General features: G+C 47.7%; 19 protein-coding genes and 1 pseudogene. 10 read left to right on the forward strand and 10 right to left on the reverse strand.

Features of this window, described 5'->3' with window-relative positions; translation table 11 throughout:
* Window positions 1-4 precede the first annotated feature (4 nt).
* From arr to OXH18_RS23005, 3 genes are all read left to right on the forward strand, one after another.
* On the forward strand, window positions 5-697 hold the full coding sequence (gene arr / locus OXH18_RS25585) for an NAD(+)--rifampin ADP-ribosyltransferase (protein WP_268609834.1): 693 nt from the start codon (window positions 5-7) through the stop codon (window positions 695-697).
* Between the two features lie 232 nt (window positions 698-929).
* Window positions 930-1,568 carry an ankyrin repeat domain-containing protein gene (locus OXH18_RS23000; protein ID WP_268609835.1) on the forward strand — a complete coding sequence of 213 codons (639 nt, stop codon included), beginning with the start codon at window positions 930-932 and terminating at the stop codon, window positions 1,566-1,568.
* A gap of 415 nt (window positions 1,569-1,983) precedes the next feature.
* Window positions 1,984-6,387 carry a PAS domain S-box protein gene (locus OXH18_RS23005; RefSeq protein WP_268609837.1) on the forward strand — a complete coding sequence of 1,468 codons (4,404 nt, stop codon included), beginning with the start codon at window positions 1,984-1,986 and terminating at the stop codon, window positions 6,385-6,387.
* A gap of 65 nt (window positions 6,388-6,452) precedes the next feature.
* Here OXH18_RS23005 and OXH18_RS23010 read toward each other — a convergent pair whose 3' ends face one another.
* From OXH18_RS23010 to OXH18_RS23020, 3 genes are all read right to left on the reverse strand, one after another.
* A complete protein-coding gene (locus OXH18_RS23010) occupies window positions 6,453-6,842 on the reverse strand; it encodes a hypothetical protein (protein ID WP_315874788.1) in 390 nt (129 codons plus the stop codon).
* 253 nt (window positions 6,843-7,095) lie between these two features.
* Entirely contained in the window at window positions 7,096-7,386 is a 291-nt protein-coding gene (locus OXH18_RS23015) for a Nif11-like leader peptide family natural product precursor (RefSeq protein WP_268609839.1), read from the reverse strand.
* Between the two features lie 123 nt (window positions 7,387-7,509).
* Window positions 7,510-10,245, reverse strand: coding sequence for a CHAT domain-containing protein (locus tag OXH18_RS23020; RefSeq protein ID WP_268609840.1), 2,736 nt, complete (start codon window positions 10,243-10,245; stop codon window positions 7,510-7,512).
* A 477-nt stretch (window positions 10,246-10,722) separates the two neighbouring features.
* On the opposite strand from OXH18_RS23020, the pseudogene OXH18_RS23025 reads away from it, so the two are divergent.
* Both OXH18_RS23025 and OXH18_RS23030 read left to right on the forward strand, forming a co-directional pair.
* Window positions 10,723-11,307 (forward strand): annotated as a pseudogene (locus OXH18_RS23025) (IS5 family transposase); the annotation flags it as partial.
* Window positions 11,308-11,511: 204 nt separating this feature from the next.
* Window positions 11,512-11,700 carry a hypothetical protein gene (locus tag OXH18_RS23030; RefSeq protein WP_268609842.1) on the forward strand — a complete coding sequence of 63 codons (189 nt, stop codon included), beginning with the start codon at window positions 11,512-11,514 and terminating at the stop codon, window positions 11,698-11,700.
* Between the two features lie 18 nt (window positions 11,701-11,718).
* Here OXH18_RS23030 and lipA read toward each other — a convergent pair whose 3' ends face one another.
* Window positions 11,719-12,591: a lipoyl synthase gene (gene lipA / locus OXH18_RS23035; protein WP_268613240.1), complete on the reverse strand. Its 873-nt coding sequence runs from the start codon at window positions 12,589-12,591 to the stop codon at window positions 11,719-11,721.
* A 402-nt stretch (window positions 12,592-12,993) separates the two neighbouring features.
* Here lipA and OXH18_RS23040 point away from each other — a divergent pair, with 402 nt between their 5' ends.
* Window positions 12,994-13,542 (forward strand): response regulator, encoded by a 549-nt coding sequence (locus tag OXH18_RS23040; RefSeq protein WP_268609843.1) that lies wholly within the window; start codon window positions 12,994-12,996, stop codon window positions 13,540-13,542.
* 57 nt (window positions 13,543-13,599) lie between these two features.
* Here the strand turns inward: OXH18_RS23040 and OXH18_RS23045 are convergent, their stop codons facing one another.
* The 6 genes from OXH18_RS23045 to OXH18_RS23070 form a co-directional block, all read right to left on the reverse strand.
* Window positions 13,600-14,094 (reverse strand): DUF427 domain-containing protein, encoded by a 495-nt coding sequence (locus OXH18_RS23045; protein ID WP_268609844.1) that lies wholly within the window; start codon window positions 14,092-14,094, stop codon window positions 13,600-13,602.
* 102 nt (window positions 14,095-14,196) lie between these two features.
* Entirely contained in the window at window positions 14,197-17,346 is a 3,150-nt protein-coding gene (gene infB / locus OXH18_RS23050; protein WP_268609845.1) for a translation initiation factor IF-2, read from the reverse strand.
* Between the two features lie 555 nt (window positions 17,347-17,901).
* Window positions 17,902-18,183, reverse strand: coding sequence for a YlxR family protein (locus OXH18_RS23055; protein WP_268609846.1), 282 nt, complete (start codon window positions 18,181-18,183; stop codon window positions 17,902-17,904).
* 182 nt (window positions 18,184-18,365) lie between these two features.
* Window positions 18,366-19,736: a transcription termination factor NusA gene (gene nusA, locus OXH18_RS23060; protein WP_268609847.1), complete on the reverse strand. Its 1,371-nt coding sequence runs from the start codon at window positions 19,734-19,736 to the stop codon at window positions 18,366-18,368.
* A 188-nt stretch (window positions 19,737-19,924) separates the two neighbouring features.
* Window positions 19,925-20,389 (reverse strand): ribosome maturation factor RimP, encoded by a 465-nt coding sequence (gene rimP, locus OXH18_RS23065; RefSeq protein ID WP_268609848.1) that lies wholly within the window; start codon window positions 20,387-20,389, stop codon window positions 19,925-19,927.
* A gap of 216 nt (window positions 20,390-20,605) precedes the next feature.
* Complete coding sequence (locus tag OXH18_RS23070; RefSeq protein WP_268609849.1) at window positions 20,606-22,063, reverse strand: hypothetical protein; 1,458 nt, start codon at window positions 22,061-22,063, stop codon at window positions 20,606-20,608.
* Window positions 22,064-22,207: 144 nt separating this feature from the next.
* Between OXH18_RS23070 and OXH18_RS23075 the strand changes: the two genes are divergently transcribed.
* The 4 genes from OXH18_RS23075 (at window position 22,208) to OXH18_RS23090 (ending at window position 26,094) form a co-directional block, all read left to right on the forward strand.
* On the forward strand, window positions 22,208-23,113 hold the full coding sequence (locus OXH18_RS23075) for an alpha/beta fold hydrolase (protein WP_268609850.1): 906 nt from the start codon (window positions 22,208-22,210) through the stop codon (window positions 23,111-23,113).
* A gap of 151 nt (window positions 23,114-23,264) precedes the next feature.
* Window positions 23,265-24,020 carry an aquaporin Z gene (aqpZ, locus tag OXH18_RS23080; RefSeq protein ID WP_268609851.1) on the forward strand — a complete coding sequence of 252 codons (756 nt, stop codon included), beginning with the start codon at window positions 23,265-23,267 and terminating at the stop codon, window positions 24,018-24,020.
* A gap of 258 nt (window positions 24,021-24,278) precedes the next feature.
* Window positions 24,279-24,683, forward strand: coding sequence for a response regulator (locus OXH18_RS23085; RefSeq protein ID WP_268609852.1), 405 nt, complete (start codon window positions 24,279-24,281; stop codon window positions 24,681-24,683).
* 241 nt (window positions 24,684-24,924) lie between these two features.
* The gene (locus OXH18_RS23090; RefSeq protein ID WP_268609853.1) at window positions 24,925-26,094 is read left to right on the forward strand and encodes an AAA-like domain-containing protein; all 1,170 of its coding nucleotides are present in this window, start codon (window positions 24,925-24,927) and stop codon (window positions 26,092-26,094) included.
* Window positions 26,095-26,110 lie beyond the last annotated feature (16 nt).

Genomic DNA, 26,110 nt, shown 5'->3' on the forward strand with positions numbered 1-26,110 from the left:
ACCTATGGCAACCAACGACCTAAGTTCGCAGCAGTTCTACTACGGCACAAAAGCAAACCTGAATCCAGGAGATCTGATCGAGTCCTGCAATTCCCTGGCAACCTATGTCTACCTCACTCCGACTTTGGATGCAGCCATCTGGGAGGCTGAACTGGCGAGCGGCGAAGGTCACGGCAGAGTCTACATTGTAGAGCCGATCGGTTCAATTGAAGATGCCCCCGAACTGACGGATCAGAAGGCTCCGAAGCACCTGTCGAGGTTATACCGCTCGCGGGAGCCGTTGCGGGTCATCGGTGAGGTAACAAAGTGGACTCTTTATCATGGCACACGGGCAGACCTGAAATCGGGGGATTTGATCGAACCTGGCTATCACTCTAACTACGGTCAGCGGAAGAAGGCGACCTACGTTTATCTGGCTGCCACCCTGGATGCGGCAATCTGGGGTGCAGAACTAGCCCTCGGCGAAGGACGCGAAAGGATCTACATCGTGGAACCGATTGGTTCGATCGAGGATGACCCCAATGTGACGGACAAGAAATTCCCCGGTAATCCAACAAAATCATACCGCTCGCGGGAGCCACTGCGGGTCACGGGCGAGGTCATAGATTGGCAGGGACACTCCCCAGAAGCACTCAAGACCATGAAAGACAACCTTGAGCGACTGAAGCAACTGGGCATCGAGGCGACCGAAGACTGAGTATTGTTACCCCAAAGGTGGTCAGTGATGAAGAGTTGAAGCATGTACATGCCGTATAACAATCCGCTTGCACACCAACTATATAGAGGTTTTTGGTTGAGTGCGAAAGGTTGCTAGCGTCGGGTGAAGCGGAACGTTAGCTGGCTTTGCGTTATCTGTGGGAACAATGGTCTGAAAGCTTTCTGAGAAAAAGGAAGTTTTATAGTTGATTTAGGATTAAGAGTTTAGAGCAATGGCTGCTGAATGGGACGGTATCACTAAATCGGAGGTGCTTCGGGACGATGAAGTTGTGATTCGTCATGCACTTGCAGATGCCGCCAAGCAATATAACTGGAAGAAAACTCTTGAAATTCTTGATGAGCGTCCAGATTTGATCAATGTGACTCGTCCTGATGGGCAATCTCTATACACACCTCTCCATCAAGCTGCACATGGAAACGCGCCAGTAGAAGTGGTACAGAAAATGGTAGGCATGGGAGCATGGCGGACGTTACGGAATATCGCTGATGAAAGAGCGGTAGATATTGCAAAACGAAAAGGCTATCAGGGCTTGATTCAGTTGCTAGAGCCAGTCTACAAAACACATATTTCTCATACAACATTTCAAAAAATTCAACTCCATTTTCACGACATCATTCTCGATCGAGCAGATGATTGGGTTCAAAAATATAGGCTTAGACTTCCGGAGTTAGAACCATTGCTAGAAGTAGAGCAACCTCAAATGTGGTTTCCGATTCCTGACATGTATGGCGGATTTAGTTATTGGCTTGATGGTGAGGGGAAAAATGCAAAGTTGATTTCTGAGAGTTGGTGTCGTGTTGTCGGTGGACAGGGCAGCGTCATGAGATTACTAGTAAAGAGGGAAAGTTAGTTGATGAAGGCTTCGTTTAAGCTTACGGGTGTAGCCGCAACCTAACAACCCCGCTGCACTGGAACGAAGTCAAGTTGTCGGGTAAGTTGCCAAAGTTATCTGCGGTCGGTGATTGGGGTCGTTAGACCGCAGGTCCTTGCTACCTCAACTGAATTGGGCACAGGCAAATGATTTAGCGTCGTCCATCTTGTTCCCTTTAGTGATCTGGTGTCAATTGCTAAAGTTAATTCAACGTCGAGGTGAACTTGCGGTGCGATTTGACTTTGAAATTGTTCTCAAACGTCTACCTGATTGGGCTTATCGAGAATGCTGCAAGATCTGAGATATCTTAAACCGTTGAACAACAACCCCTTGGTGCACCGTGCTGGTTTGAGGGAACTCTAGGCAATAGCCAGATTAGAGCCAATCAACTGACATGATGCCTTCAGAATTTTTCCCACCGGATGGTTCACACGAGCAATCTGGAATGTTTTATGGTCATTGGAATCATCAACCTCAAGATAGCTGTTTTCTAAATCTACTTCACAAAATTCGCGAGGCGGCACCCCTTGATTCCATTCTGCAAGCCGCAGTTATCGATGCTCGCCAACGTCTGCAAGCCGATCGGGTGACCGTTTTTCGGTGTCGCTCACAGATGCATCTGGACGATGAGTGCGTTGCAGAAGCTGTGCTGCCAGAGTCCACTCCTCTACAGACACAGGCTAGTCTAACCGTTCCCTTGTTCTATGCCAAGCAACAATGGGGCGTGCTTTGTGTCCACCAATGTACTCGATCGCGTCAGTGGCAACCTGACGAAGTCAGTTTCGTTCAGCACGTTGCGTTGCATTTGGAAATTGCCATTCAACAAACCGAGGGCCTCGCACAAACTCGCCAGCAAACGCAAGGCTTACTAAAGCGATACGCTGAACAAGTCACAGATTTATACAATAATGCTCCTTGTGGTTATCACTCGATCGATGAAGAGGGCTTTTTCATTCAAATTAATGAAACTGAATTGACGTGGTTAGGATACAGCCGCGAATCCATCATTGGCAAAGTAAAATTCTCGGACTTATTAACAATCGAAAGTCGTGAACTGTTTGAACGAGATTTTTTAGTCTTTAAGCAGCGCGGTTTTGTTCAAGATCTAGATTTAGAGATGATTCGCATCGATGGCACAATCCTTCCTGTATTACTTCGTGCAACGGCCGTAAAAGATCCGCAAGGACGTTATTTGATGAGCCGATCGACTGTCTATAATATGACCAACCGCAGGCAGGCAGAAAAAGAAGTTAAACAACAACAGTGGTTACTGCGATCAATTCTGGATAATATTCCGCACCGAGTTTGGTTCAAGGATGAAGTTGGAACCTATATAGCCATTAATCAAGCCCATAGCTTAGCAATTGGGCTGGCACCCGAACAATTAATTGGCAAAACAGAATTCGAGATCTGGTCTTATGACGAAGCAGAAGTATTTCGCCAAGAAGATTTGCGCGTGATGGAAGCAGGACAAAGCATTGCATTTGAAGAACAGGTGACGTTGCCAGATGGAACCGAAAGTTGGTTTACCACCATTAAAACACCCGTATACAATCATTTGGGAATGCTGATTGGTGTTACGGGAATTTCAATGGACATAACTGATCGCAAACGGGTTGAACAACAACTGCAAGCATCTCGAATTTTTTTAGATGCCGTACTGAACGGCACATCTGATCCAATTTTTGTTAAAAATGAAGATTATTGTTGGGTGCAATTTAATGATGCATTTTGTACCTTTATGGGAGCCACGCGAGAAGAACTGCTAGGAAAGACTGATTATGATTTGTATGCACCTGAACAAGCCGATCGCTATCGAAAACAAGATCATAGTGTATTAGCAACAGGTATTGAATGTATTACTGAAGAAGCAATTTTCAATGATGAAGAAACCCATTTTATCGCTGTTAAAAAAACCTATTTTGAGGATGCTACGGCCAATAAGTTTTTGGTAGGTACAATACATGACATCACTAATCAAAAGCGGGCAGAAGCCGAAATTCGCCGTCAACAACATTTGCTACGAGCCATTCTTGATAACATTCCTCATCGCATTTGGTTTAAAGATCGAGAAGGTAAACATCAGGTAGTGAATCAGTCCTTTAGCCGTGCTGTTGGTATGGAGATAGGTGCAATTTTAGGCAACACCGATCGAGCCATTTGGCCATCAGTCGAAGCAGAAACATTTATCCAAGAAGATCAACAGGTTATGCAAACAGAGCAACCTGTTGTATATGAAGAACGAGTTCCCATTACTGAAGGACTCCGCTGGTTTGTCACAACCAAAGCACCTGTATATGATGAAGCCGGATTGGTAATTGGAACGACAGGAATTTCAATGGATATTACCGATCGTAAACTTGCTGAATTGACAGTGCAGGAAGCAAAACAAAGTTTAGAATACCGAGTTAAAGAACGCACCATTGAGTTGCAGCAAACCGTATCTCAGTTACAACAGGAAATTAGCGATCGCCAGAAAGCAGAACAAGCCTTGTTGCTCTATAAGTATGCAGTGAATAGTTCCAGTGATGCCATTGGCTTTGCAACCTCAACTGGTCATCACTTTTATCAAAATCTTGCTTTCTCTCAACTATTTGGGTGTGAGACCGTAGAAGGGTTCAATGAACTGGGTGGTATCGCTGTCTTACACACCCAACCTGAGATGGCACAAACAATGTTTCAGCAGATGATGAAGGGGCAATCGTGGATTGCAGAGACCGAGTTTCAAGCGCGTACAGGTCGTTGCTTTCAGGGATTGCTGCGTATCGATGCAATTCGCAATCAAACAGGTGAAGTTTTAGGACTGGTGGTATCCATTACAGACATTAGCGAGCGCAAACAAGCCGAAGTGGCGCTTATAAAAGAACGAGAATTTTTGAAAGCGTTGTTAAATCACTTTGAAGATGGCATTGTGGCGTGTGATGAAAATGGCATCTTAACGCTCTTTAACCGAGCCACACGCGAGTTTCATGGATTGCCAGAGCAAGCACTACCAGCCGAAGAATGGGCGAACCATTTCGACTTATTTCGTGAAGATGGCATCACGCGAATGCAGGTTGAGGAGATTCCTTTGTTCCGCGCGTTTCAGGGTGAAATTGTTAAAAACGTGGAAATGATGATTGTGCCGAAACAGGGCAAATGCCGAACGCTGCTAGCCAGTGGACAAGCATTTTTTGACGGGCAGGGGAAGAAGCTAGGAGCAGTTGTAGTGATGCACGATATTACCGATCGCAAACAAGCCGAAGCGGCGCTACTGCAATCGGAAATGCAGCTACGAGAAAAGGCTGAGCGAGAGCAATTGCTTAACCAACTGACAAAACAAATTCGGAGTTCGCTCGATGTAAATCGAATTTTGGCAACAGCCGTAGAAATGATTCGAGAGTTTTTAGATATCGATCGTTGTCTATTTATTTGGTATCGTTTAGATGAAGAAGAACCCTATTGGGAAATCATTCAAGAAGCTAAGAAAGCAGAAATGGTGAGCATGATTGGCTCACGTATTTCTACAAGCGAAAACGCTTTGATTACTCAAAAAGGAATCGATCGAGAATTACTATGTGTTGATGATATTACTAAATTAGTGGAAGCAAGTGAAATAGAAACATGTCCAGCACAAGCCTGGGTGGATTTATCCCTTCGACATTTTTCTTTGCAAAACTATCGGGCAATCTTAAAGCTCCCAGTTCACACCCAATCAGGAGAGGTAGGCTTGGTTAGTTGTTCTCATTCACAACCTCGTCGGTGGCAGGACAGTGAAGTTGAATTGTTGCAAGCGGTAGCCGATAGTTTAGCCATCGCAATCGATCAAGCAGAACTGTATAAACAGAGTCGTTTGTCTGGGGAAATGGCGCAACGGCAAGCTGAGCGCCTTGAACAAACGCTGGAAGAATTGCAACGTACTCAGTCTCAAATGATACAGAGTGAGAAAATGTCAAGTTTGGGGCAATTGGTGGCAGGGGTGGCGCACGAAATTAATAATCCGGTTAATTTTATTTACGGAAACCTCAGCCACGCGAATGACTATACACAGGATTTAATTCGATTAATTCAACTCTATCAACAATACTACCCCGACGCCAATGTTGAAATTCTGCAAGAAGCGGATGCGATCGATCTGGATTTTCTGGTTGAAGATTTGCCCAAGCTGCTGTCTTCGATGAGAGTAGGAGCTGAACGCATTCAACAAATTGTGGCGTCATTACGAACCTTTTCTCGAATGGATGAAGCCGAATTCAAAGCGGTTGATTTGCACGAAGGCATCGACAGCACGCTGATGATTTTACAAAATCGCCTCAAAGCACGTTCAGTACGAACACCCGAGATAGAATACTATCGCCCAACGATTGAAGTGATCAAAGAATATAGTGATTTACCCCCTGTGGAATGCTATGCTGGACAACTCAATCAAGTATTCATGAATATTTTGAGTAACGCCATTGATGCGATCGAAGATGGAATAGAACAATTAGCTTTGAATACTGCTAGGTCAAAGCCTTTGGCTACACTAGCTGCTCAGACTGAGATTGACACTGGCTACTCCATTCGGATTTGTACGGAAGCGTTAGATGGCGATCGCATCGTGATTCGGATTGCGGACAATGGCCCTGGAATGCCAGAAGCGGTCAGGCAGCGATTGTTTGACCCCTTTTTCACGACAAAGCCTGTTGGTAAAGGCACAGGAATGGGCATGTCGATTAGCTATCAAATTGTCACAGAAAAACATGGGGGAACGTTAAGGTGTGTCTCTGCACCTGGACAAGGCGCAGAGTTTATTATTGAAATTCCTATGCATCAGTGATATCGTCATTTTCACTGTCACCCTGTATTCAGGCAAAGACCACTCCATCAAGTTGGCAAACTGGCTCATTCGTCCGCAGATTGACCATCACGTCGTCCTAACTCATAGACACCGCAACCGATGCAGGCAATGATGCCCATACTGATAGTCCAACTGCGCCCCAGACCCACATCTATCAGCCAATTGCATCCTGCCCCTACAATCAGAAATGGCACAATGCTGAGCAGAGAAGCCAAAAACGCAGTTTGAGATTCTCGGGCATTACGTGTTCGTTCAAACTCGGCGGTTGAGGTATGAAGCGATCGCTCAGCAACCTTGAGCCACTGGGTTAATTGTTCTATCACCCAGTCACTAGCTGGAAAGAACCCCAAATATAATGCCAGCGACCATAATGTTAGCCCCGACAGCCAAGTGGCATCCAGGTTCGATCGTAGAGAGAGTAGATCGGTCAGCAGAGTAGTCATGATTACAGGAAGTATCCAAACGATATGAGCCAAGAAATTTAAGGAATATGAACAATAGTATAGAGTCGTTAAGCGATTTAATCTAAACTTTGAGCTAAAAAAAGTCCTCATCGGAGGACTGAAGCAAAATTACAGGACAGTGGAGACATGACGGCAGCCGATGGTAGAAGGACAAGCCAATACCATGAACCGTCATAAGAGCGATAAGTCAATCACGAGACCAGACTAACTCTAGAGCGCTGCTTCAGGATCGACGACTAGGTTCACCTGTAAACGGTTGCACCCCCGTCGTTGGATAGTCGTCATGACTAGGGGAAAAAATTCCTAGTACAGCCTCTGCCAGTGCACTAAAAAAACCAGGTGTTCGCTTGAGTTCTGTTAATGCTTCTTCAACATGTTCTGAAGAAAACTCAAATCCTTCTTCTTGCCCAACGTTTGCCAGTTCCCCCTCATTTGTTACACGTTGTAATTTGTCCTTCAATTGTTCGTCCTCAGCGGCTGCGACGAGGAATTCAAACACATTTTCCTTAGACATAGTGATTTCTATAAATTAAGGTACAAAGTTGGATTCGTAATTCCACAATACCTTGAACATCTTTGAGTGGTTCAACTTTGTTCATGAAGCTACACGCTGATGGTGAAGAGATCAGAAAAGCCCCTATAGCCAGTTACCAATCAAAATAAAAGCTGACCAGAAAGCTGGATGAGCCGTCCTTCCACTCGATTGAAGCAGAGACAATTGGGCCGATCGCAGTGCCTCAGCTTTAGTGGTGGTTGTGCTTGCTAAATTTTGATAGAACTGTGTCACCAATTGTGTGGTTGCCGGATCGTTAACGGACCATAGAGACGCTAAAACACTGCGCGCGCCTGCTTGGGCAGCAATACCAGCCAAACCAAGGGCCGCTCGATCGTCTCCTGCCGCCGTTTGACAAGCACTGAGCACCAACAAATCAACTGGACTACGAGCGCTAATCTGACGAATAATGTCATCGAGGTCATTAATTGTCAGCTTTTGTGTGCTACTACGAGGATCATATCCTGTAACCAAGAAAGCGTTCTCTGCTTCTGCACTAAATTGTCCGTGGGTGGCGATGTGAATAATCGGAAAAGTATCAGTGTCTAGTTGCTGCTGTAAGCGATCGCGGGTAAACTCCTGATTCAATAAACCCAAACTATCGGGCAAAGTTGTTTTAATGGCAGCAATTTCTGCATCGACATAGGCAAGTTCTGGAAAGCGCCGACCGTCCACCGTCGCACTCTCCGTTAACCCCAGTGCCAAGGCCCGCAACTCTTGGCGACCAATGGGCTGAAAATCTGTTAGTGTTAAGCTAGGTGTGGTGGCAATTGCATAGCGCTCAATCAAAAACTGGTTGCCATCATAGAGAGCCGCCATGGGCACGCTACGAAAAATGCCATCTTGAACAAACACTAAGGTAGTAATTCCCTGATTATCCAAGAGGGGAACAAACGGACGAATAATCCAGTTATATATGCGCTGGGCTTGTTCCGGTCGATATCCTGCCAAGGTTGCACCAGGAATGGCATCGCGAACTCGTTCCAAACTACGACGATATTGATTGATTTCCTCAGTCAATGCATCGCGGCTAACAAAGTTATCATTGTCATCTTTAATCCATTCAAATTGTTGTTGCAAGGATTGTTGATCACTACGAAAACTCATAATCACCGCTGCCTGATCGTCCAGAATAACTGTACTGAAAACGGCAGCCTGCGGATCGGTATCTGCTAAGTTGACTTCATCGGTCGTAACAGCCGTCAAGACGCAATCATTGCCAAAGTAATTTTGCAATTCAGCTAACTTTAAGGCATCCAGCGTATCGAGTGCTCGGTATAGATTGCGCTGACGATCGGTCAATTCTGTAATTACTACCGAAGGTTGTTCCTGGGTTAAGCGAAGTTCTACCAGTTCTCGATAAATGGGTTCAACCGTATCACGAAAATCAAAGCGAATTTCACGACTGGCAACTAGAATGTCATCTTGAATAGTATTGAGTGTCGCGATCGCTTCTTCATAGGCTTGAATGGCGAGATCGGGCTTTTCTTGTTCCTTCGCTTTAAAAATGCGTCCGGCTTGCCATTGCCACAAATACAAACTATCTCTAGCCTGCAAGTCTTGATCGGCAGCCCATTGTGCTTGTCGCGTCAGCGTCAGCGCCCGATCGTAATTTGCTTGGCATTCATAAATGTGTCCCAGTTCTCCCAAAGCAAACGATTCAGCCCGACGATTATTAATCTGCTGGGCGATGGTGACGGCTTGTTCTAGCAACAATTCCGCTTGAGGATTGATGGTTTCATCGCACTGAGCAAAAGCAGAAACGGCTTCGGCTCCAGGAGCTAGCCGCAACAGCCGAGCCAAGTCGATCGCCGCGTAGACTTTCTCTTGCGAGCTAGATAAGTTCTGCCAGTGATCAAGAACCTGCTGCAAGGCTCGATCGCCTGCTGATTTGCCCTCTGTCCGATAAGCCGCTGGCACACTACTTAGCCGCAACCGCACTTGTCCGAGTCGATCATTGTGCGATTGTGCGACATTGATGCCTCGCGTAAAGTATTGTAGGGCTTCTGCATCGTGGGTTAACCCTTGTTGTCTAAATGCTTCGGCCTCTCGATAGTCTTCAATTTGTTCTGAAGACTGGGCGCGACGGTAATTGACTTGCGCTAAGCTCAAGTAGGCATTTCCTAAGCTGTTATAGGTAGAAATCAAATAGGCGGGTTTGTCCAGGCTTTGGCTGATCTCCAGTCCAGCTTGTAGATATTGGATTGCTGGCTGATACTCTCCCCGCAGTCGATAGGCATCACCCAAACTGCCTAATGCAGCCGCTTCTCCGCTGCGATCGTTCGTCTCTTGCGCAATTTGGATAGCGCTACCATCATCGCAGGGCTGACCCGGATTAGGGGAACACAATAGCGTAATCGCATTGCGATATTGTCCTAGGCGACTGTAGACTTGGGCCTGTTCGGTCAGCATTCGCCCAACCTGCAATCGATTGTTGAGTTGTTGATAAATACGGTTGGCTTGCTGCCAATAACGAATTTCAGCGTCAGTTTGTCCCAGCGACTGGTAAGCTCGGGCTAAGTTCTCCAGGACGATCGCCGTACTCTCTGCATCACCAACTGCCTGATAGGTGCTTAAAGCCGCTTGCCATTGCTCAATCGCCGCTGAATAGTCCCCGACTTGATAGCGTTCTACTCCTTGCTGCACTTGTCGAGTTGCAGTGGCGCGATCGGCAGGTGCTGTTTGCGCTTGTGCTGCCAAGCTCAGTTGCGGCAACGACCCATTCCACGACAGATGTCCAAGACTTAGACAAATCAACAAACCAGCGAGAAATAGGATGCTCCGCCGATGAAAAGGAGAGCGAAAAAAGCGGCTCAGCACGGTGATGACTCCGATTATAGGATTACTAAGTAATTTACTACTGAGCGTCAAGGCTTGCTGCTAGTTTTATTTCAGCTTTATATAGTGGTGTATGTAGTGGGGCGCTCTGGTGCTCTGGCTAGGACACCCGCGGCGCAGCAAATTAGCATGTAGTTTTGTGCCAGCATCCGATCGGATAATAGCTAACAACTTGGCAGAAATTGCAGCCTTTTTTCAAGCAAATTTCTTTAATCTAAAAATGTAGATGAATTCAGCCAAGCTTCTTCCCCATAAAAGACACTGGATGAATTTATCTGCCTAAGCTCTGTTTGCCTCGTGATGCTGTTTTAGAGGTAGTTGGTAGACTGCCTCTTTTTTCTGTTGTCGTCTGAGTTTACAGGAAGTGTTAGAGGGTGTTTGAGAAGCCAGGAAGGTCGTAAAAAAGCTCACTCAGTGTAGGCTGCGAATAGCAAATATCTACAGCCCTGAGTGAGTCAGATGAGTAAAGCATATCCCAGTAACCTAACCCGCGCCCAATATGAGGTTTTGAGTGAATTAATTCCAGCAGCAAAGCCAGGTGGTCGTCCTCGCAGCGTTGACCTGTGGGAGGTGCTCAATGCCATGCTCTATGTTCTGGTTGAAGGCTGTCGTTGGCGTTCTTTACCTGGTGATTTCCCAGCCTGGCAGACGGTGTACACGTACTTCCGCAACTGGCGATTGGACGGCACCTGGATTTCCATTCATGACCAGTTGCACCAGTGGGTTCGCATCGATGCGCAACGCTATCCTAGTCCATCAGAAGCGATCATCGATAGCCAAAGCATCAAGAGTGCAGCAGGAGTTCATCAACAAGTTGGCTTTGATGGAGGCAAGCTGATTACAGGACGCAAACGATTTTTAACGGTGGATACGTTAGGACTGGTTTTGCGGGTGTTTGTGAGTGCGGCAAACCTGGGGGAACGCGAAGGGGGCAAACGTGTCCTCAAACGAGTCAAACGGATGAAGAAAAAGGTTTCACGCTTAATCACCATTTGGGTAGACGGCGGGTTCGATGGCGCCCCTTTTCTGATGTGGGTGATGGATGTTTGTCGTTAATTTGACACCTCAAATCTTTTCAAACACCCTCTTAGGTGATACTCCATCACTAGCCCTCCGTCTCACTTTGTACCTCAACAAAGATACTTTCGTAATAAATCGCTATGAAAAGTTTGCCGAGACAACCCCTCAATTGAAGACTAGATGACTATAATTTACTGGGCAGTAGAATATAGTTCATGAGTACTACCAATGAAAACGACGTATACAGAATCCGAGTATCAGGTGCGGATAGTTCGATCGGCACATGACGAACAGGAAGTCATTCTTACGCGCCAAACGCAAGATGTGATCATTACCGAAGGTGCTCCGTGCGAAGTCCGAGGGCTGCGCGATGATGAAAAAGTCCCGACTCCAGAACCGCCATCTCCGCCACAATAACACTCCAACCACTCTAGCTCACGGTGCTTCTCCGGCGTGATACGAGCTACGCACCAGCGGTCCCGATCGCACATGTGAAAAGCCCAACTCACGAGCCATTGCACCCAAGCGATCGAATTCCTCTGGGGTCCAATACTTCTGAACTGGCAAATGCTCTAGGGATGGCCGCATATATTGCCCCAGAGTTACCCGATCGCACCCAACCGCTCGCAGATCTTGCAACGCGTCCAAAATTTCAGCTTCCGTTTCTCCATGCCCCAACATCAACCCTGACTTGGTGGGAATGCTAGCATCAAGTTCCTTAACAACTTGTAGCACTCGCAGCGATCGATCGTATTTTGCGCCGCGGCGCACTGGCCCTTGTAACCGCCGCACTGTTTCAAGATTGTGATTATAGCAAGCCGGACGTGCCTGTACAATCGCGGCAATCCGCTCTCGCTGACTGGCTTCTCCACCTGGACCACCCCAAAAGTCGGGCGTCAGTACCTCAATTTGCGTGTCGGGGTTCACCGATCGGATGGCTGTCATTGTCTCCACAAACCAAGTGGCTCCTTGATCGGGCAAATCATCTCGCGCGACCGACGTTAGCACCACATAGCGTAACTCCAGAAGCTGCACCGATTCTGCCACCTTCTTTGGCTCATTCGGGTCGATCGGCATCGGCGCATGTCCTTTATCCACTTGGCAAAAGGCGCAAGCACGGGTGCAGGTTGGCCCCATCAACAGAAAAGTGGCCGTTTTTTGGGCATAGCATTCTCCCCGATTGGGACAGCGCCCTTCTTCGCAAATTGTGTGAATTTGCCGTTGTTTGATAATGCGCTGAACGGTCGAGATTTCGCTCGCTTTTCCGATTGGACGACGCAACCAGTTCGGCAAGTTCAAGGGAGCCATCGTGCTTGACAGCGTCACATGTTGTTCTTCACTGGCAGTAGGTTCAGTTTGATAACTTTCTAAAGACATGGAGATTGGGTGGGTTCACAGCTAAGCATGTTCATATCGTGAATAGGCTCTCGGACAGTCCTCACCAGATTCTGAATAGATTCTGGATAGATTCTGGGCATTTTAGGGAATAGTAAGGTTGGCAGGCTGGCGATGGATTCGACGCTGTTGCGCCATTTCTCTCAATCAATTTCTTCTTTTATTTTGGTTGACACCCTTCAGAACAGTCCACCGCTTATTGTTGCTCAGCATCGCCAAATTTTTGTCAGGCGGTTCTTATACAACCAGTTTAAGTGTTCCGTTCTTGTCTTTCTAGCCCTATCCCTTCCTAGTTAACCCTTACAGGAGTTCACCGTGGCAAGTCACAAAATTTTAGTCATCGATGACAGTCGAGTCATTCGCAACATGGTGCGAGATATGCTGCCCAAAGGTAACTTCGAAGTTCTAGAAGCAAAAGATGGGCTAGAGGGAATGAACTGCATCCGCCAAGAACGACCTAATTTAATCATGCTGGATTTTCTCCTACCTCGCATGAGCGGGTGGGAAGTGTTTCAGCAAATTCAAAATCAAACGGATTTACAAGCAATTCCACTAGTTCTGATGTCGGGGCGACGGGAAGAAGTCACCGAAAAAATTTCAGAGCCATTCGAGTATTTTGAGTTCATCGAAAAGCCATTTGAGCAAAAACAGTTGTTTGAGGCTATTAAGTCGGCAATGGTGAAGGCTAAATTACCGCGTCCACAAGCCACTCCTGCGGCAACGATCGCCCCCATTGAACGAACAGAGTCCTCGGCTGAGGTGCAACGGTTGATACAGAAGATGGAGAAAATGCAAGCCGAAATTGACCTGCTGAAGAAGCAAATGTCGCAACTGCTAACATTCATTAAGCAAAAGCTGAAGTAGAAATCGAGGGTGGGGCTAGGGATTAAGTTTTAGCCTTCGTTTTTTAGGCTTCATTCCTCACCATCCCCACGTTCCAACTCCGCCTTTAAAAGGGCCAACGATGTCATGGGTAATCCAGCCACCATAAAAATCTCCAGGTTGTGCGGTGACTTTTTCGCCTTCTACATAGCACGCTTCCATCTTGCTGGGATAAAAGGCCACATAGTCTTGAATTCCAGCAAAGGCAGGGGTAGGGCTAGGATAAAACCAAGCTGCATCGGAGACTGAGCGATCGCCCACTGTCACTGTATAGTAGGCAGCCTGTCCTTTCCATTCACAAAAGCTCGATCGCGAAGTGCGGGTTAAATACTGCTGTTGAATATCTTCGGGTGGAATGTAATAGACGGGAGGGTGGCTTGTTTCTAATACGCGCTTAGCCCGACGAGTGTCAGCAATGACTTCACCATTGAATACCACCTGAATGTGTTTAGAGGACTCTTCTAAACGAGGTGGACGCGGATAATCCCAAACAGATTCTTGTCCAGGTCCGGGTTGGATGCGCTGAAGGCTCATGTCACAATCTCCTGATCAGTGCAATAAGGGGTAATAAAGCAAAAAAAGGGGCAGGCGAACCTACCCGAATAAACTTTGCGGCGATCGGACAGCCGCTAGGCACTAAACCGACAACGTCCGACGCTTACTAACCAAGCGGAAGGCTTCAATGATATCACCCTCGACCCAATCCTTGAAGCTGTCAACGCCAATGCCACATTCATAGCCAGCATTAACTTCGCGTGCGTCCTCTTTCATCCGTTTCAGAGAGTCGAGGTTGCCCGTGTGAAGCACTTCGCCCCGCCGAACGACTCGCACCTTACAGTTACGAACCATCTTGCCAGACTGCACATAACAGCCAGCAACCGTACCGCGACCCACTGGAAAGACAGCCCGGACTTCTGCTTGCCCCAACGGTTCTTCCACCATTTCCGGTTCCAGTAGACCTTCCATGGCGCCTTGCACATCTTCCAGCAGTTTGTAGATGATGTTGTAGTCTCGGACATCGACATCTAGCTCATCGGCTGCCTGACGAGCACCGCTGGCAAAGGTAGTGTTGAAGCCAATGATGACCGCAGAACTTGCCGCTGCTAAATCTACGTCTGTTTCGGTGATTTCACCCGGAGCCGCCAGCAGCACCCGCACCTGCACTTCCTTCTGCGGTAGTTGTTGCAACGCTCCTAGAATCGCTTCCACAGAACCTTGCACATCCGCCTTAAGGATCAAGTTGAGTTCCTTTAACTCACCTTCTTGAGCTTGAGCCGAAAGGGTGTTGAGGCTGACACGACGGGATGCCATCGCTTGCTGCAATCGAGACTGTCGCTGTTGATCAACTCGAGTATTGGCAACCGCTCGCGCTTCTTTCTCGTCCTTGTAAACTTCAAACTCATCACCAGCGGCGGGTACATCTCCTAGCCCTAACACTTCAACTGCGAAGGAGGGAGTGGCTTTGTCTACCCGCTTACCCCGATCGTCCACCATGGCTCGGACCTTGCCGAAGGCGGAACCTGCCACGAGTACATCCCCCACTTTCAGCGTTCCGTTTTGTACAATCAGCGTCGCCACCGGACCTCTAGACTTATCCAAGTTGGCTTCAATCACGGTGCCTCTAGCTAACCGATCGGGGTTGGCATAGAGATCTTCTACTTCAGCTACCAGCAACAGCATTTCCAACAGGGTGTCCAGATTTTCTCCTTGAATGGCACTGACAGGAACCATGATGGTATCGCCACCCCACTCCTCAGGCACCAAGCCATATTCAGTTAATTCCTGCTTAACCCGATCGGGCGAAGCATCTTCTTTGTCGATTTTATTGATGGCAACCACAATCGGAACTTGCGCGGCCTTAGCGTGGCTGATTGCTTCGATCGTCTGGGGGCGCACACCATCGTCGGCTGCCACTACCAGCACAGCAATATCTGTGACCCTTGCCCCCCGAGCCCGCATGGCTGTAAACGCTTCGTGTCCTGGCGTATCTAGGAAGACCACTTGCTGCACCTGACCGCCCATTTCCACGTCCACATGATAGGCTCCAATGTGTTGGGTAATGCCACCGGCCTCACCTTGAGCAACCTTAGTTTTACGGATAGAGTCAAGTAGGGTGGTTTTACCATGATCGACGTGCCCCATGATGGTCACGACCGGAGGACGGCGCTGAAGCTTGTCAAGATCTGCTGCATCCAACATCTCTGTAACTTTTTTCGCTTCGGCTTCGGCTTCAGCAGTTGTTACTATCACATCAAATTCCTCCGCCACCATCGTAATGGTTGGAATGTCAAGAATCTGATTGATGTTAGCGGCGATTCCTTTGAAGAACAGCGCTTTAATGATGTCGGTTTCAGGCACAACCAATAGATCCGCTAGATCGTGAACTGACATACTGCCCGTAATCACAACCTCCTCTGGTTTTTGCCGAATCTCTTCCTGACGACGATCGCGTCTAAGATTGCGCGACTCGCCCGATCGCTTTGGCTTCTGCATGGGTGCAGATGGTGTAGCTGGCTTGCCCATCGGAGCGGTGCGTTTTGGCTTTGGCGGACGCATGAGCGAGAGATTCACCTGCGTAGCCGCATTTTCGTCCTCGTCTGCTTCATCCTCATCCTCAAATTCTTCAAGGATGTCTTCAATATCCTCTTCTTCATCATCAATAACAGGCTGAGCGCGACGTTTGGCCTTCGGAACAGCTTTGCTAGCCTTGGCTGCTTCTTCGTCTTCTTCCTCTTCTTCCCATCCCTTATGCCGTTTAGGTGGACGTGGAGGAGCAGGGCGACGCAACTCTAGGGGATCAACCTCAGACACCACACTAGTGGCCGAATCTCCCTCGGCGATTCTAGTTGTCGCTGGTGCTTTATCATCACCGTCGCTCCCTTCAGCACTAGGGCGAGTAGGCTTGCGGCGTAGTTCTGGTACCGCTTTCGGTTTGATGAGCGTTGATGCTCCGGCAGTGTTGCCAATGCGACGCGGTCCATCCTTGGACCCTGAAGCCACTTCTCGACCAGAACGATCGCTCGTCTCTCGCCCTGAAGCCTTCTCTTGCGACGCGGAAGTCGAAGTCTCAATCTTAGTGCGCTTCAAAATTGGTCGGTTAGACAAATTGGTTGGTTGAGACTCTGATCGCACTGGTTCAGGCGATCGTGGTACAGGACGAGACGGTGGCGATACTAATTCGGGAGACACTTCTGCGACAGGTTCAGGCTTTACAGTTGGTGATACCGGCTCAGGCGCGCTCAAGTCTTGACTGAGGGATGACTCAGGCGAGGAATCCTCCGAATGCTCGGATGGATCTGGAGAATCTGGAGCCACAACCGATGGAGTCACTTCCGGCGTCTCAACGGGGGCTGTCAAATCCGCCTGATCTGTTTCTTCGACGTCTGGTGTCATTTCCTCCGGAGCATCCATCTTCACAGCGGGTCGATTGGGGGGCGGGGGCGGTGCTGGCTGGGAAGGTGGCACGGCTTTGGCATCGGTTGTGGGGCGTTTTGGGGGACCAACTAAAGGTTGATTCCGGCGAACCTCCAGAATCTGTTGTTTCTTGGCAGGTGGTTGCACAGCCGATGACTTAGAAGAACCATGTCCTCCAGAGGTTTTAGATGAGGTGTGGCTGTGGGCATACTTCTCAGCGGCAGTTCGAATGCGTGCAGCTTCATCCTCTGTGATCGTACTACTGTGACTTTTAACTGAAATGTTGAGCTTATCACAGACGGCTAAAATATCTCGATTGTCCAAATTCAATTCCTTTGATAACTCGTAAATTCTCACTTTGCCCGTATTCATCCACTACCCTCTCTGCGTCCCGACTGATTCTTACATAGCAACCTGCTTTCAGTAAAACTACATGTGAACTTCAAGAACTTGAGCTACTCCCACTTTCAAACCAATCCACAGCGTTAATATCAGTATTCAGAATTTGCCAACTTTCAGTTCATGGCTGCTGCCTCCGATCAAATCATTACTTTCATTGTTACTTTCTATCTCAGGTTAGTGTAAAGCCGTTTTCACTTTTACAAACGGCCTTTTTCCCAATTTTGCACAAACGCTTCAAAAAATGAAGAAATCTCCGCCGCTGGACGTAGGCCCGGCTATAAGGTTCCTTTGATTGATTTGCAGCACCCTTGCTACCATCGACTTTCCCTTCGTGAACCTTCTGCCTCCACAAACTGTTGCAACAGGCTACCTCAAATGTCTTGCTCTAGCAATAGCCCTACTTTAGTTACGTTCACTGCTTAGGAGTTATTCTACTATGGTGATTACACCAATCATTCTAGAACGATCGAGGCTCCAGCAGGAAAGCGCACATAGGGTTAGATTCAAGTTGGATCGGACTTCAAGCTATTCCTCTAACTCTTTTTTCTCCAATGACGTAGATGACGATAGACGGTGCCAAAGCGTTTGATAAATTTCTGGGGGCACTGGTGTTTTAAGTGCACGCCCTAACCGATTTTTCTTTTGTGCCGTTTGTAAACACTCAATAGTGGGACATAGGTAGGACGATCGTCCCATCCCCTGATCTAATTGTACTGTGCCAGATGAAAAGACCCGAACAATTCTCCAAAAAGACTGTTTAGGAGCAACCCGACGACAACTGACACAGCGACGGTAATGAGGGGGCATAAACCGATACCAGGTCGAAACAGGGATTTAACCAGCAGCCAGCAGAGATAAAGGTGCGATTTCCCTAAGTAAACAAGAGTTCAGAACTTAGGTCAGAACTTAGGACTGATGCCGTTCAGCATTTCTTATCCCCTAGTCCTTAAGTTTAACCTTGATCTCAATTCGCTGGCTGCGTTAGCTGCTCAAACGTTCGGACGTTGCAGCGCTTCACGACTCTCTACACCAAATCCGTCGCTGCCTTGAGTTTGTGTATCCTCGGCTTCATCGAAGTAGTCTGAATCGGCTGCTTCCTCATCCAGCATGTCTAGCGCCTCCTGATCTGAATTGAAATCATCCATTTCCTCATCATCGATCGCCTCGGCTTCGCGGGCTAACCGTCGTTCTTCAGCCAACGCTTGCATTTTGCGGGTTTCTGCTTCGTAATCGTACTTCGCTGAGTCTTTGATATCAATCTTCCATCCGGTGAGACGCGCTGCCAATCGCACGTTCTGCCCTTCCTTGCCGATCGCCAAACTCAACTGATCTTCCGGCACTAACACATGGGCTTGTCGCTCGTCCGGGTTGATTAGCCGCACCTCCTCTACCCGAGCCGGACTGAGAGCATTAGCAATATAGGTAGCTGGGTCAGGAGACCAGCGAATCACGTCGATTTTCTCGCCGCGTAATTCATTAACTACCACTTGAATCCGAGAGCCGCGTGCTCCGATACAGGCTCCAACTGGGTCTACGTCTCGTTCCAGGGTATCTACTGCAATCTTAGTCCGAGGACCGACCGATCGCGAAGGTGGATTTGCTTCTCGCGCCACCGCCACAATGCGAACAATTTCATCTTCAATTTCTGGAACTTCAGTGGCAAATAAATCTACAACCAAACCTGCATCTGCTCTTGAAACTAGCAATTGAGGTCCGCGATGAGAGCCTTCCAGCACCTTTTTCAGGTAAACCCGAAACGTGGCATTAGCTCGATAGTTATCATTGGGCAGCTGATCGCGCTTGGGCAATTCGGCTTCTACTTCTGGTTGACCGAACCCACTGCTAACCGCCATAATCACAGACTGCCGCTCAAACCGCAGGACTCGCGCCTGTAAAACTGTGCCCTCCAACTCCTGAAACTCTTCCTGCACCAACTTCCGCTGTTGGTCGCGTAGTTTTTGCGCCAGCACTTGTTTGGTTTGAATTGCCGCCATTCGACCAAATTCACCTTGATCGGGGGTGACATCCAATACGACCGTATCTCCCAACTGCGCTTCTGCCGCAACCTCTTGAACTTCTTCCAGAGCAATTTGATGATCGGGGTTGGAAACCGCTTCTACGATCGTTTTGGTAGCCAGCACCCGGAAACCTTCATCTTCTACGTCTAGCTCTACCTCAAAATTATTGAAATATTCTTCATCAAAAATAGTGCTATCTGCCCGATGGGTACGCCGATAGCGTTCATACCCTTTCAATAGCGCTTCTCGCAACGCTGCTTGGACTGCATGTTTGGGGAGATTGCGTTCACGACTGATACTATCAATCATTTCTTGTAAACCAGGCAAAGTAACCATCGACATAAGCAAAACCTCAGTGCCATGTTGGACTTGTAAATTAGACGAAGGGAACTGGAATCGTGACTTTTAATAGTGATTCAATAGACGAATTAAGCAGCTATTCGTGCTTGCTGAGCGTTGCTCCCGATCGCAGACAAACAGCAAGCCACTGATAATAACCTCAACACCTCAGATGACAGATCCTCAAACTCTCATTCTGCTCGGTCAATGAGTTGAACTTGACTCACTAGATGACGCGGAATCGTGATTGGTCGCCCTTTTTGACTTAGATAGATCGACTCATGATCTCGCCGAATCAACTGCCCTGTCCAGATGGTATGACCGTTATGCGGCTCGGCCGTTGTCACTTCGACCGGAAATCCTTTAAAAGATGCAAACTCGCGATCGGTGGTCAGGGAACGAGGAACGCCAGGGCTAGAAATCTCTAGCACATAGGCATCTGGAATCAGTTCCGACGCATCCAAAGCCGCCTCTAGTGCCCGACTCATGCGTTCGCAATCATCCAGCCCAGTATCACCCGCTACATTTCGAATATCGACCCGCAGCACCGGAGGATGTTGATTGGTGTGAAAAACGGCCCCCACTACGTCTAACCCCAAAGAGTCCGCAACGGGTTTTGCCAAATCAATTATCTGGGGGATCAAAGGATGAGTCATTGCTTCAAGCAGAAACCGGGCTATGCGCCGGGCAAAGGAAATCAAAAGTAACCAAAATTAAAAAAAGTGGGCACCGACCCACTTCCTAGTGACATAGCATCTATCTGGCTAGATGTGACTAGCCACTAGATATGCACAAGTGTAGCGCATCTCTCCTGAGATCGTGTTAGTTTTTAGCAGGCTCTAGTAAGCTCCAACGAATCGATCGAATCGATGCTAATCGGTTAGTAGCCCTCGACTGACGCCCTGCGTTACGCCGTATAATTCCTTCTTGCGTTCTTGCAACACATCAACGTCTTCGGCCTCTACCCGTTTGATATAGTTAATTTTTATTTCATCTAACAGCGCGATCGACAGCGACTCTATCTCTTCAAGGGTATCATCCTGTTGAATTTCCGATCGAAATAGTTCGCCGAATCGGGTCATTAACTGCTTCATCAGCTTACTGCCCGTTTCATCTTCCAGCACTTGAGTCATGGCATGGTAGCTATTTTCTGAAACATCGGATACAAGGCGTTGTGTGAGTTGTTGAGACCAATCCTTCATTCCCGGTAGATTTTGCAGGCGACTAAACGTTGCAGAACTCCCTAAGGCTGTGGAGACAACATGTTGCAGCACAGCTTCCACCTCTGGGCGGATCTTAGGGAGAACTTGATACACCAACACTTGAGTCAAGTGGCCTGAAATCGCCTCAATTTCATTAATGCCATTGATGTCAATATAGCGCCGTCCACCATCGGGACTCAAAAGCCAGCGTGTTGCCTCGCCCTGTCGAATCAGATCTTGCACTTGGTCGATAATGCGGACAACAACAATTTCAGTGATTTCTACGGCGACGCCGGCTACCAAGCTGCGAATGATGCGGTTGTTGATTGGATCAAGATCCACCAAATTCGATTGGTTCAAACGTACAGTTGTGGGAATAATGCGTAACCAGCGCCAAAATGGCAACAACAGCAGCAGATCATACCAGCGCCAAACCACTGCATCGAGCCAGCTAGTTCCCTGATAGCGCCGACTTAGATAAATAGTGCGGGCTAGAAATTCCAGGGCAAATAACCCAGTGAACCACAGGTCAATGCGCCAAAACCGATCGAGCGGGTTGCCATCAAAGCCAATTTGACGATGATAATTCGTTGCAATTAACGGGCTAATTTCTTGATTGAAGAATTCGATCGACTCTGTCCAGCCCGCTTCAGTTAAATAGTCCTGACTCCAAAACACCGCGAAGGCCTCTTTAGCCGAATCGCGATCGAGCCGTTCACGCATTCGATGTTTGATCCGCTCCAGGGTTCCCGATTTGCCCGCCCCTTGGAATGGATCTTCATTCACCATTTGAGCACTGACCGTTTGTAATTCGTCTAGCAAGGCGGCCACTTGAGGGGATTGTACCCCTGATACAGCGACTTGATCTTCCAACGCCTGCACTTTGTCGAGATAGTGGACTGTGAACCGCTCTTCACTGATGCCTTTGAACTGCTGTCCATACCATTGGGTAAATTGCGGAGCCTGCACCAAGTAAAAGTCGCGCCAGGGAACATAGCTGAGATCAAAGAGAACCAGCACAAAATTCAGCAGCACGATCGCCGCCATCAGCTTTTCGAACCAGAGCCGCTTAAACTTACTACGCTTCTCAGACGCAATTATTTTTTTGGGTTGCGATTGAATGGTCATCCCCTATCCACTCCTCGTTCTAGTTTGGGTCAGGTTAGTTGGGAGGTGGGCTAGGCAAACCTACCGAGGCTACTCCCACGTTCATTCGTCCCGTACGCTAGGATAATTAACATTGCTTCACGTTCATTGGCGCTAAACTTCACCATGCAGGTAACTGTCTCCCCACAGACTGGCAATTATTGGCAGTGGCAAGGGCATTCTATTTACTACGTTAAGGCTAATTGCACATCAACGACTGAAACCTCCGCTAGCGATCGCCCGCCGCTGTTGCTGATTCATGGATTTGGTGCGTCAACCGATCACTGGCGCAAGAATATTACCGGCCTCAGCCAAGCCTTTGACGTATGGGCGATCGATTTATTAGGGTTTGGACGATCGGCAAAGCCAAATATTGACTATAACGGAAACGTTTGGCGTGACCAATTGCACGACTTTATTACCGAAATCATTGGGCGATCGGTGGTACTAGTGGGAAACTCGTTAGGAGGCTATGCCTCACTCTGTGTTGCCGCCCAACGCCCACAATCGGCAGCCGGGTTAGTATTAATTAATTGTGCCGGTCCCTTCACTCCCACCGAGCCAGTTCCCCAACCCAATCCAGTGCAAAAATTTCTATCTGATGGTGCTCGTGCTCTATTATTACAGCCGCTTCCCAGTTTTTTACTGTTTCAATACGTTCGGCAGAAGTCTGTAATTCGCAAAACTCTGCAAAATGTTTACCTCGATCAAACGGCTGTCACGGATGAGCTAGTCGAGGACATCTATCGCCCATCTTGCGATCCTGGAGCCGCCCAGGTGTTTGCTTCTGTGTTCAAGGCCAGCCAGGGGGAAAAGAATGATAAGCTTCTACAGCAGATTACCTGTCCGCTGCTGATGCTTTGGGGCGAGGGCGATCCCTGGATTAATGCTAGAAGCCAAGGGGCCAAATTTCGCCAATATTATCCATCCCTGACAGAATATTATTTGCAAGCCGGGCACTGCCCCCATGATGAAGTCCCCGATCAAGTCAACGGACTCATTCAGAATTGGGTTCGTACAATCGCTCAGTAGTGGGGCACTTGCTAGCTGATTGAGCGAGGGGAGGCATGCAGAGTCAGATTTCGATTCAGCCATGCTGCAAGTTTTACTGCCCTTATTAGTTTCTTATCTTGTTGCTCTACTCTCGATAATATGAACAATCATTGTTGAGAGGAGCGCTGAGATGCCGCTTGCAAAGCGCTGTTTTGCTGAATTTCTCGGTACTTTTTGGTTAGTATTTGGCGGATGTGGTAGTGCCGTTCTAGCTGCTATCTTTCCATATAGTAACGATGCAAATCCATTAGGTATTGCCTTGCTGGGTGTATCGTTGGCATTTGGTTTAACTGTTCTGACGATGGACTATGCCATTGCCCCCATTTCTGGCTGCCATCTCAATCCTGCTGTGTCCTTCGGTTTATGGGAAGGGAAGCGATTCCTAGGTTCAGACTTGCTGCCGTATATTGTGGCTCAGGTACTTGGAGCGATCGTAGCTGGTGGCACAATTTATGTCATTGCGAGTGGACGCGAAGGGTTCACTCTAACTGGCTCCACCCCTCTGGCGACCAATGGTTATGATGTGCACTCTCCCGATGGCTATGCCTTGGCAGCCTGTTTCTTGATCGAAGTATTGCTTACCTTCTTTTTCTTGATTATTATTTTGGGTGCAGCCGATCGTCGTGCTCCGTCCGGCTTTGCCCCGGCTGCAATTGGTTTAGCCTTGACGCTGATTCACCTAATCAGCATTCCTGTCACGAATACATCTGTGAATCCTGCTTGCAGTACAGGTATGGCGTTGTTCGCTGGATCTGAATTATTTGGACAGGTATGGCTGTTTTGGGTTGCTCCTATCATTGGCGCACTCAGTGCAGGATGGTTATATGCAACGATGTTTGAGCAGGCTCCTATCACTGAATATGAGCGAGTGGAAGAAACCGTGTAGGGTAAGAACCGAATGTGGGTTTTAGGCAATGCGGGGCAAATGGTCATACATATGTTCCACAAGTAACTTCCATCAAAGATAATTTAGTTGATTGACCCTGTCTTCATCATTCCTTTAATCATCTCTTGTTTATTTCTGCCGATTTATTCCTACCGATTGTTTTAGTTTGGCAAGGTGCAGTTCTACAGTGAAACTTGAAAACAAAACTTCAATCTAAACTAATGCAGGCTTTGTCAAACAAAGGTACGAGGCAGAAAGATGACAAGCACATCAGCTAAGACAATTTTGTTAATTGATGATGAAGCAAGTGTTCGAGAGTTAGTTCATGCTTGCCTGAGCGACTTAGCCGGATGGAATGTGATTACCGTTGCCTCTGCCCAGGAAGGACTCAATCAGATAGCTGTTGCTCACCCAGATGCGATTCTTCTTGACGTTCTGATGCCTGGCATGGATGCTATCACCTTTGTTCAACGGCTTCATCAGAACCCCTTAACTCAATCGATTCCAGTCTTGCTTTTAACAGTTCGAGCACGCTGGTTCACACCTGGAAAGCTGCAACAACTTGGAATTGTCACCGCAATCGCTAAACCGTTTAACCCGGTTACGCTCCCTGACATCATTGCTGGTGCTCTGAGGTGGGATACCCAAAGCGTTGATTGTTAGGCTAGAACTTGCTTGACGGCAACGTTGCCAACACTTTGCTTAGGTGTAAGTGTAAGTCCTGTATCATATCGGCTACTGAATTAGGACTGCCAATTGTTCAAGTTAGAACGATCGGATCAAGAATTCGCCTCAACCTGCTAGTTCCCTAAGATTATTTCTTCAATTCATTAGTTAAAAGTTCAATAAAAGTTCACTTATTAACTCGTTTGTATCACTCGCAGCTAACACCTTCAACAACAGGATGACCTTTCCAATGGAGATGAAATACCAGATTGGAGGAAGCCTTCGGAATAATGATCCAACCTATGTCGTGCGTCAAGCTGATGACCAACTTTACCATGCTCTAAAAAGAGGCGAATTTTGCTATGTGTTGAATTCGCGCCAAATGGGCAAGTCATCACTTCTACAGCGCACTAGCGATCGGTTGCAGAAGGAAGGGTTTGCTTGTGTGTATCTAGACATGACTCAATTTGCAGGTGAAGCCGTGACTCCGATGCAGTGGTATCGCGGTATCGTCACCACCTTATACTATACCTTGAACTTAACAGAATCCTTCAACCTCCAAAGCTGGTGGGCAAAACAACAGCATTTATCATTTGTGCAACAGTTGCATCAATTTATTGAAACCAAAGTTTTACCTTCAATTCAAGCCCAACGACTGTTCATCTTCATTGATGAAATTGATAGTCTTTTACACCTCCAGTTTTCACTGAATGACTTTTTTGCATGGATTGATTATTGCTATCAGCAGCGCGCTGACAATTCCGTATTCAATCGACTAGACTTTGCCGTATTTGGAGTCGCGACCCCCACCGACTTAGTGGCAAGCGGTCAGAACACTCTCTTTGAGTCAGGTACTGCGATCGAATTGCATGAATTTCAATTGCATGAGGCAACCCCCCTGATTAGGCAACTAGAACCCTATATCAACCGTCCAGAAGCGGTTTTTCAGGAAATTCTCTACTGGACTCAAGGGCAACCATTTTTAACCCAAAAGCTTTGCCAACTTGCCTTGCAAGCGGCATGGAGCACAACTGAAAAAGGTGTTAGTCTCGTTCCAGGCACAGAAGCGTTCTGGGTAGAACAGATAGTGCGATCTCACGTTATTCAACATTGGGAATTGCACGATGATCCCGAACATCTGCGCACCATTCGCGATCGGTTGCTGGCGAATAAACAATACAATATTTCGCTATTGGAGCTATATCAACAGGTATTACTATCGGAATCTTTTTCCTCCTTTGCTGCCGTTCCTTTGGATGGTTCCTCTAAGCAAGAACAGCTTTTTTTGACAGGTTTGGTGACAAAGCGCTGTGGTTATTTATGCACCAAAAATCCAATTTATCGATCGGTTTTTGATGTTGAATGGATCAGCAAGCAATTTAATTGCTTGTATGCGTTGGCGTGTTAGGTGTATAGAGGTGTAC

The organism is Thermocoleostomius sinensis A174 (genome assembly GCF_026802175.1).
Classification (GTDB): Bacteria; Cyanobacteriota; Cyanobacteriia; order Elainellales; family Elainellaceae; genus Thermocoleostomius; species Thermocoleostomius sinensis.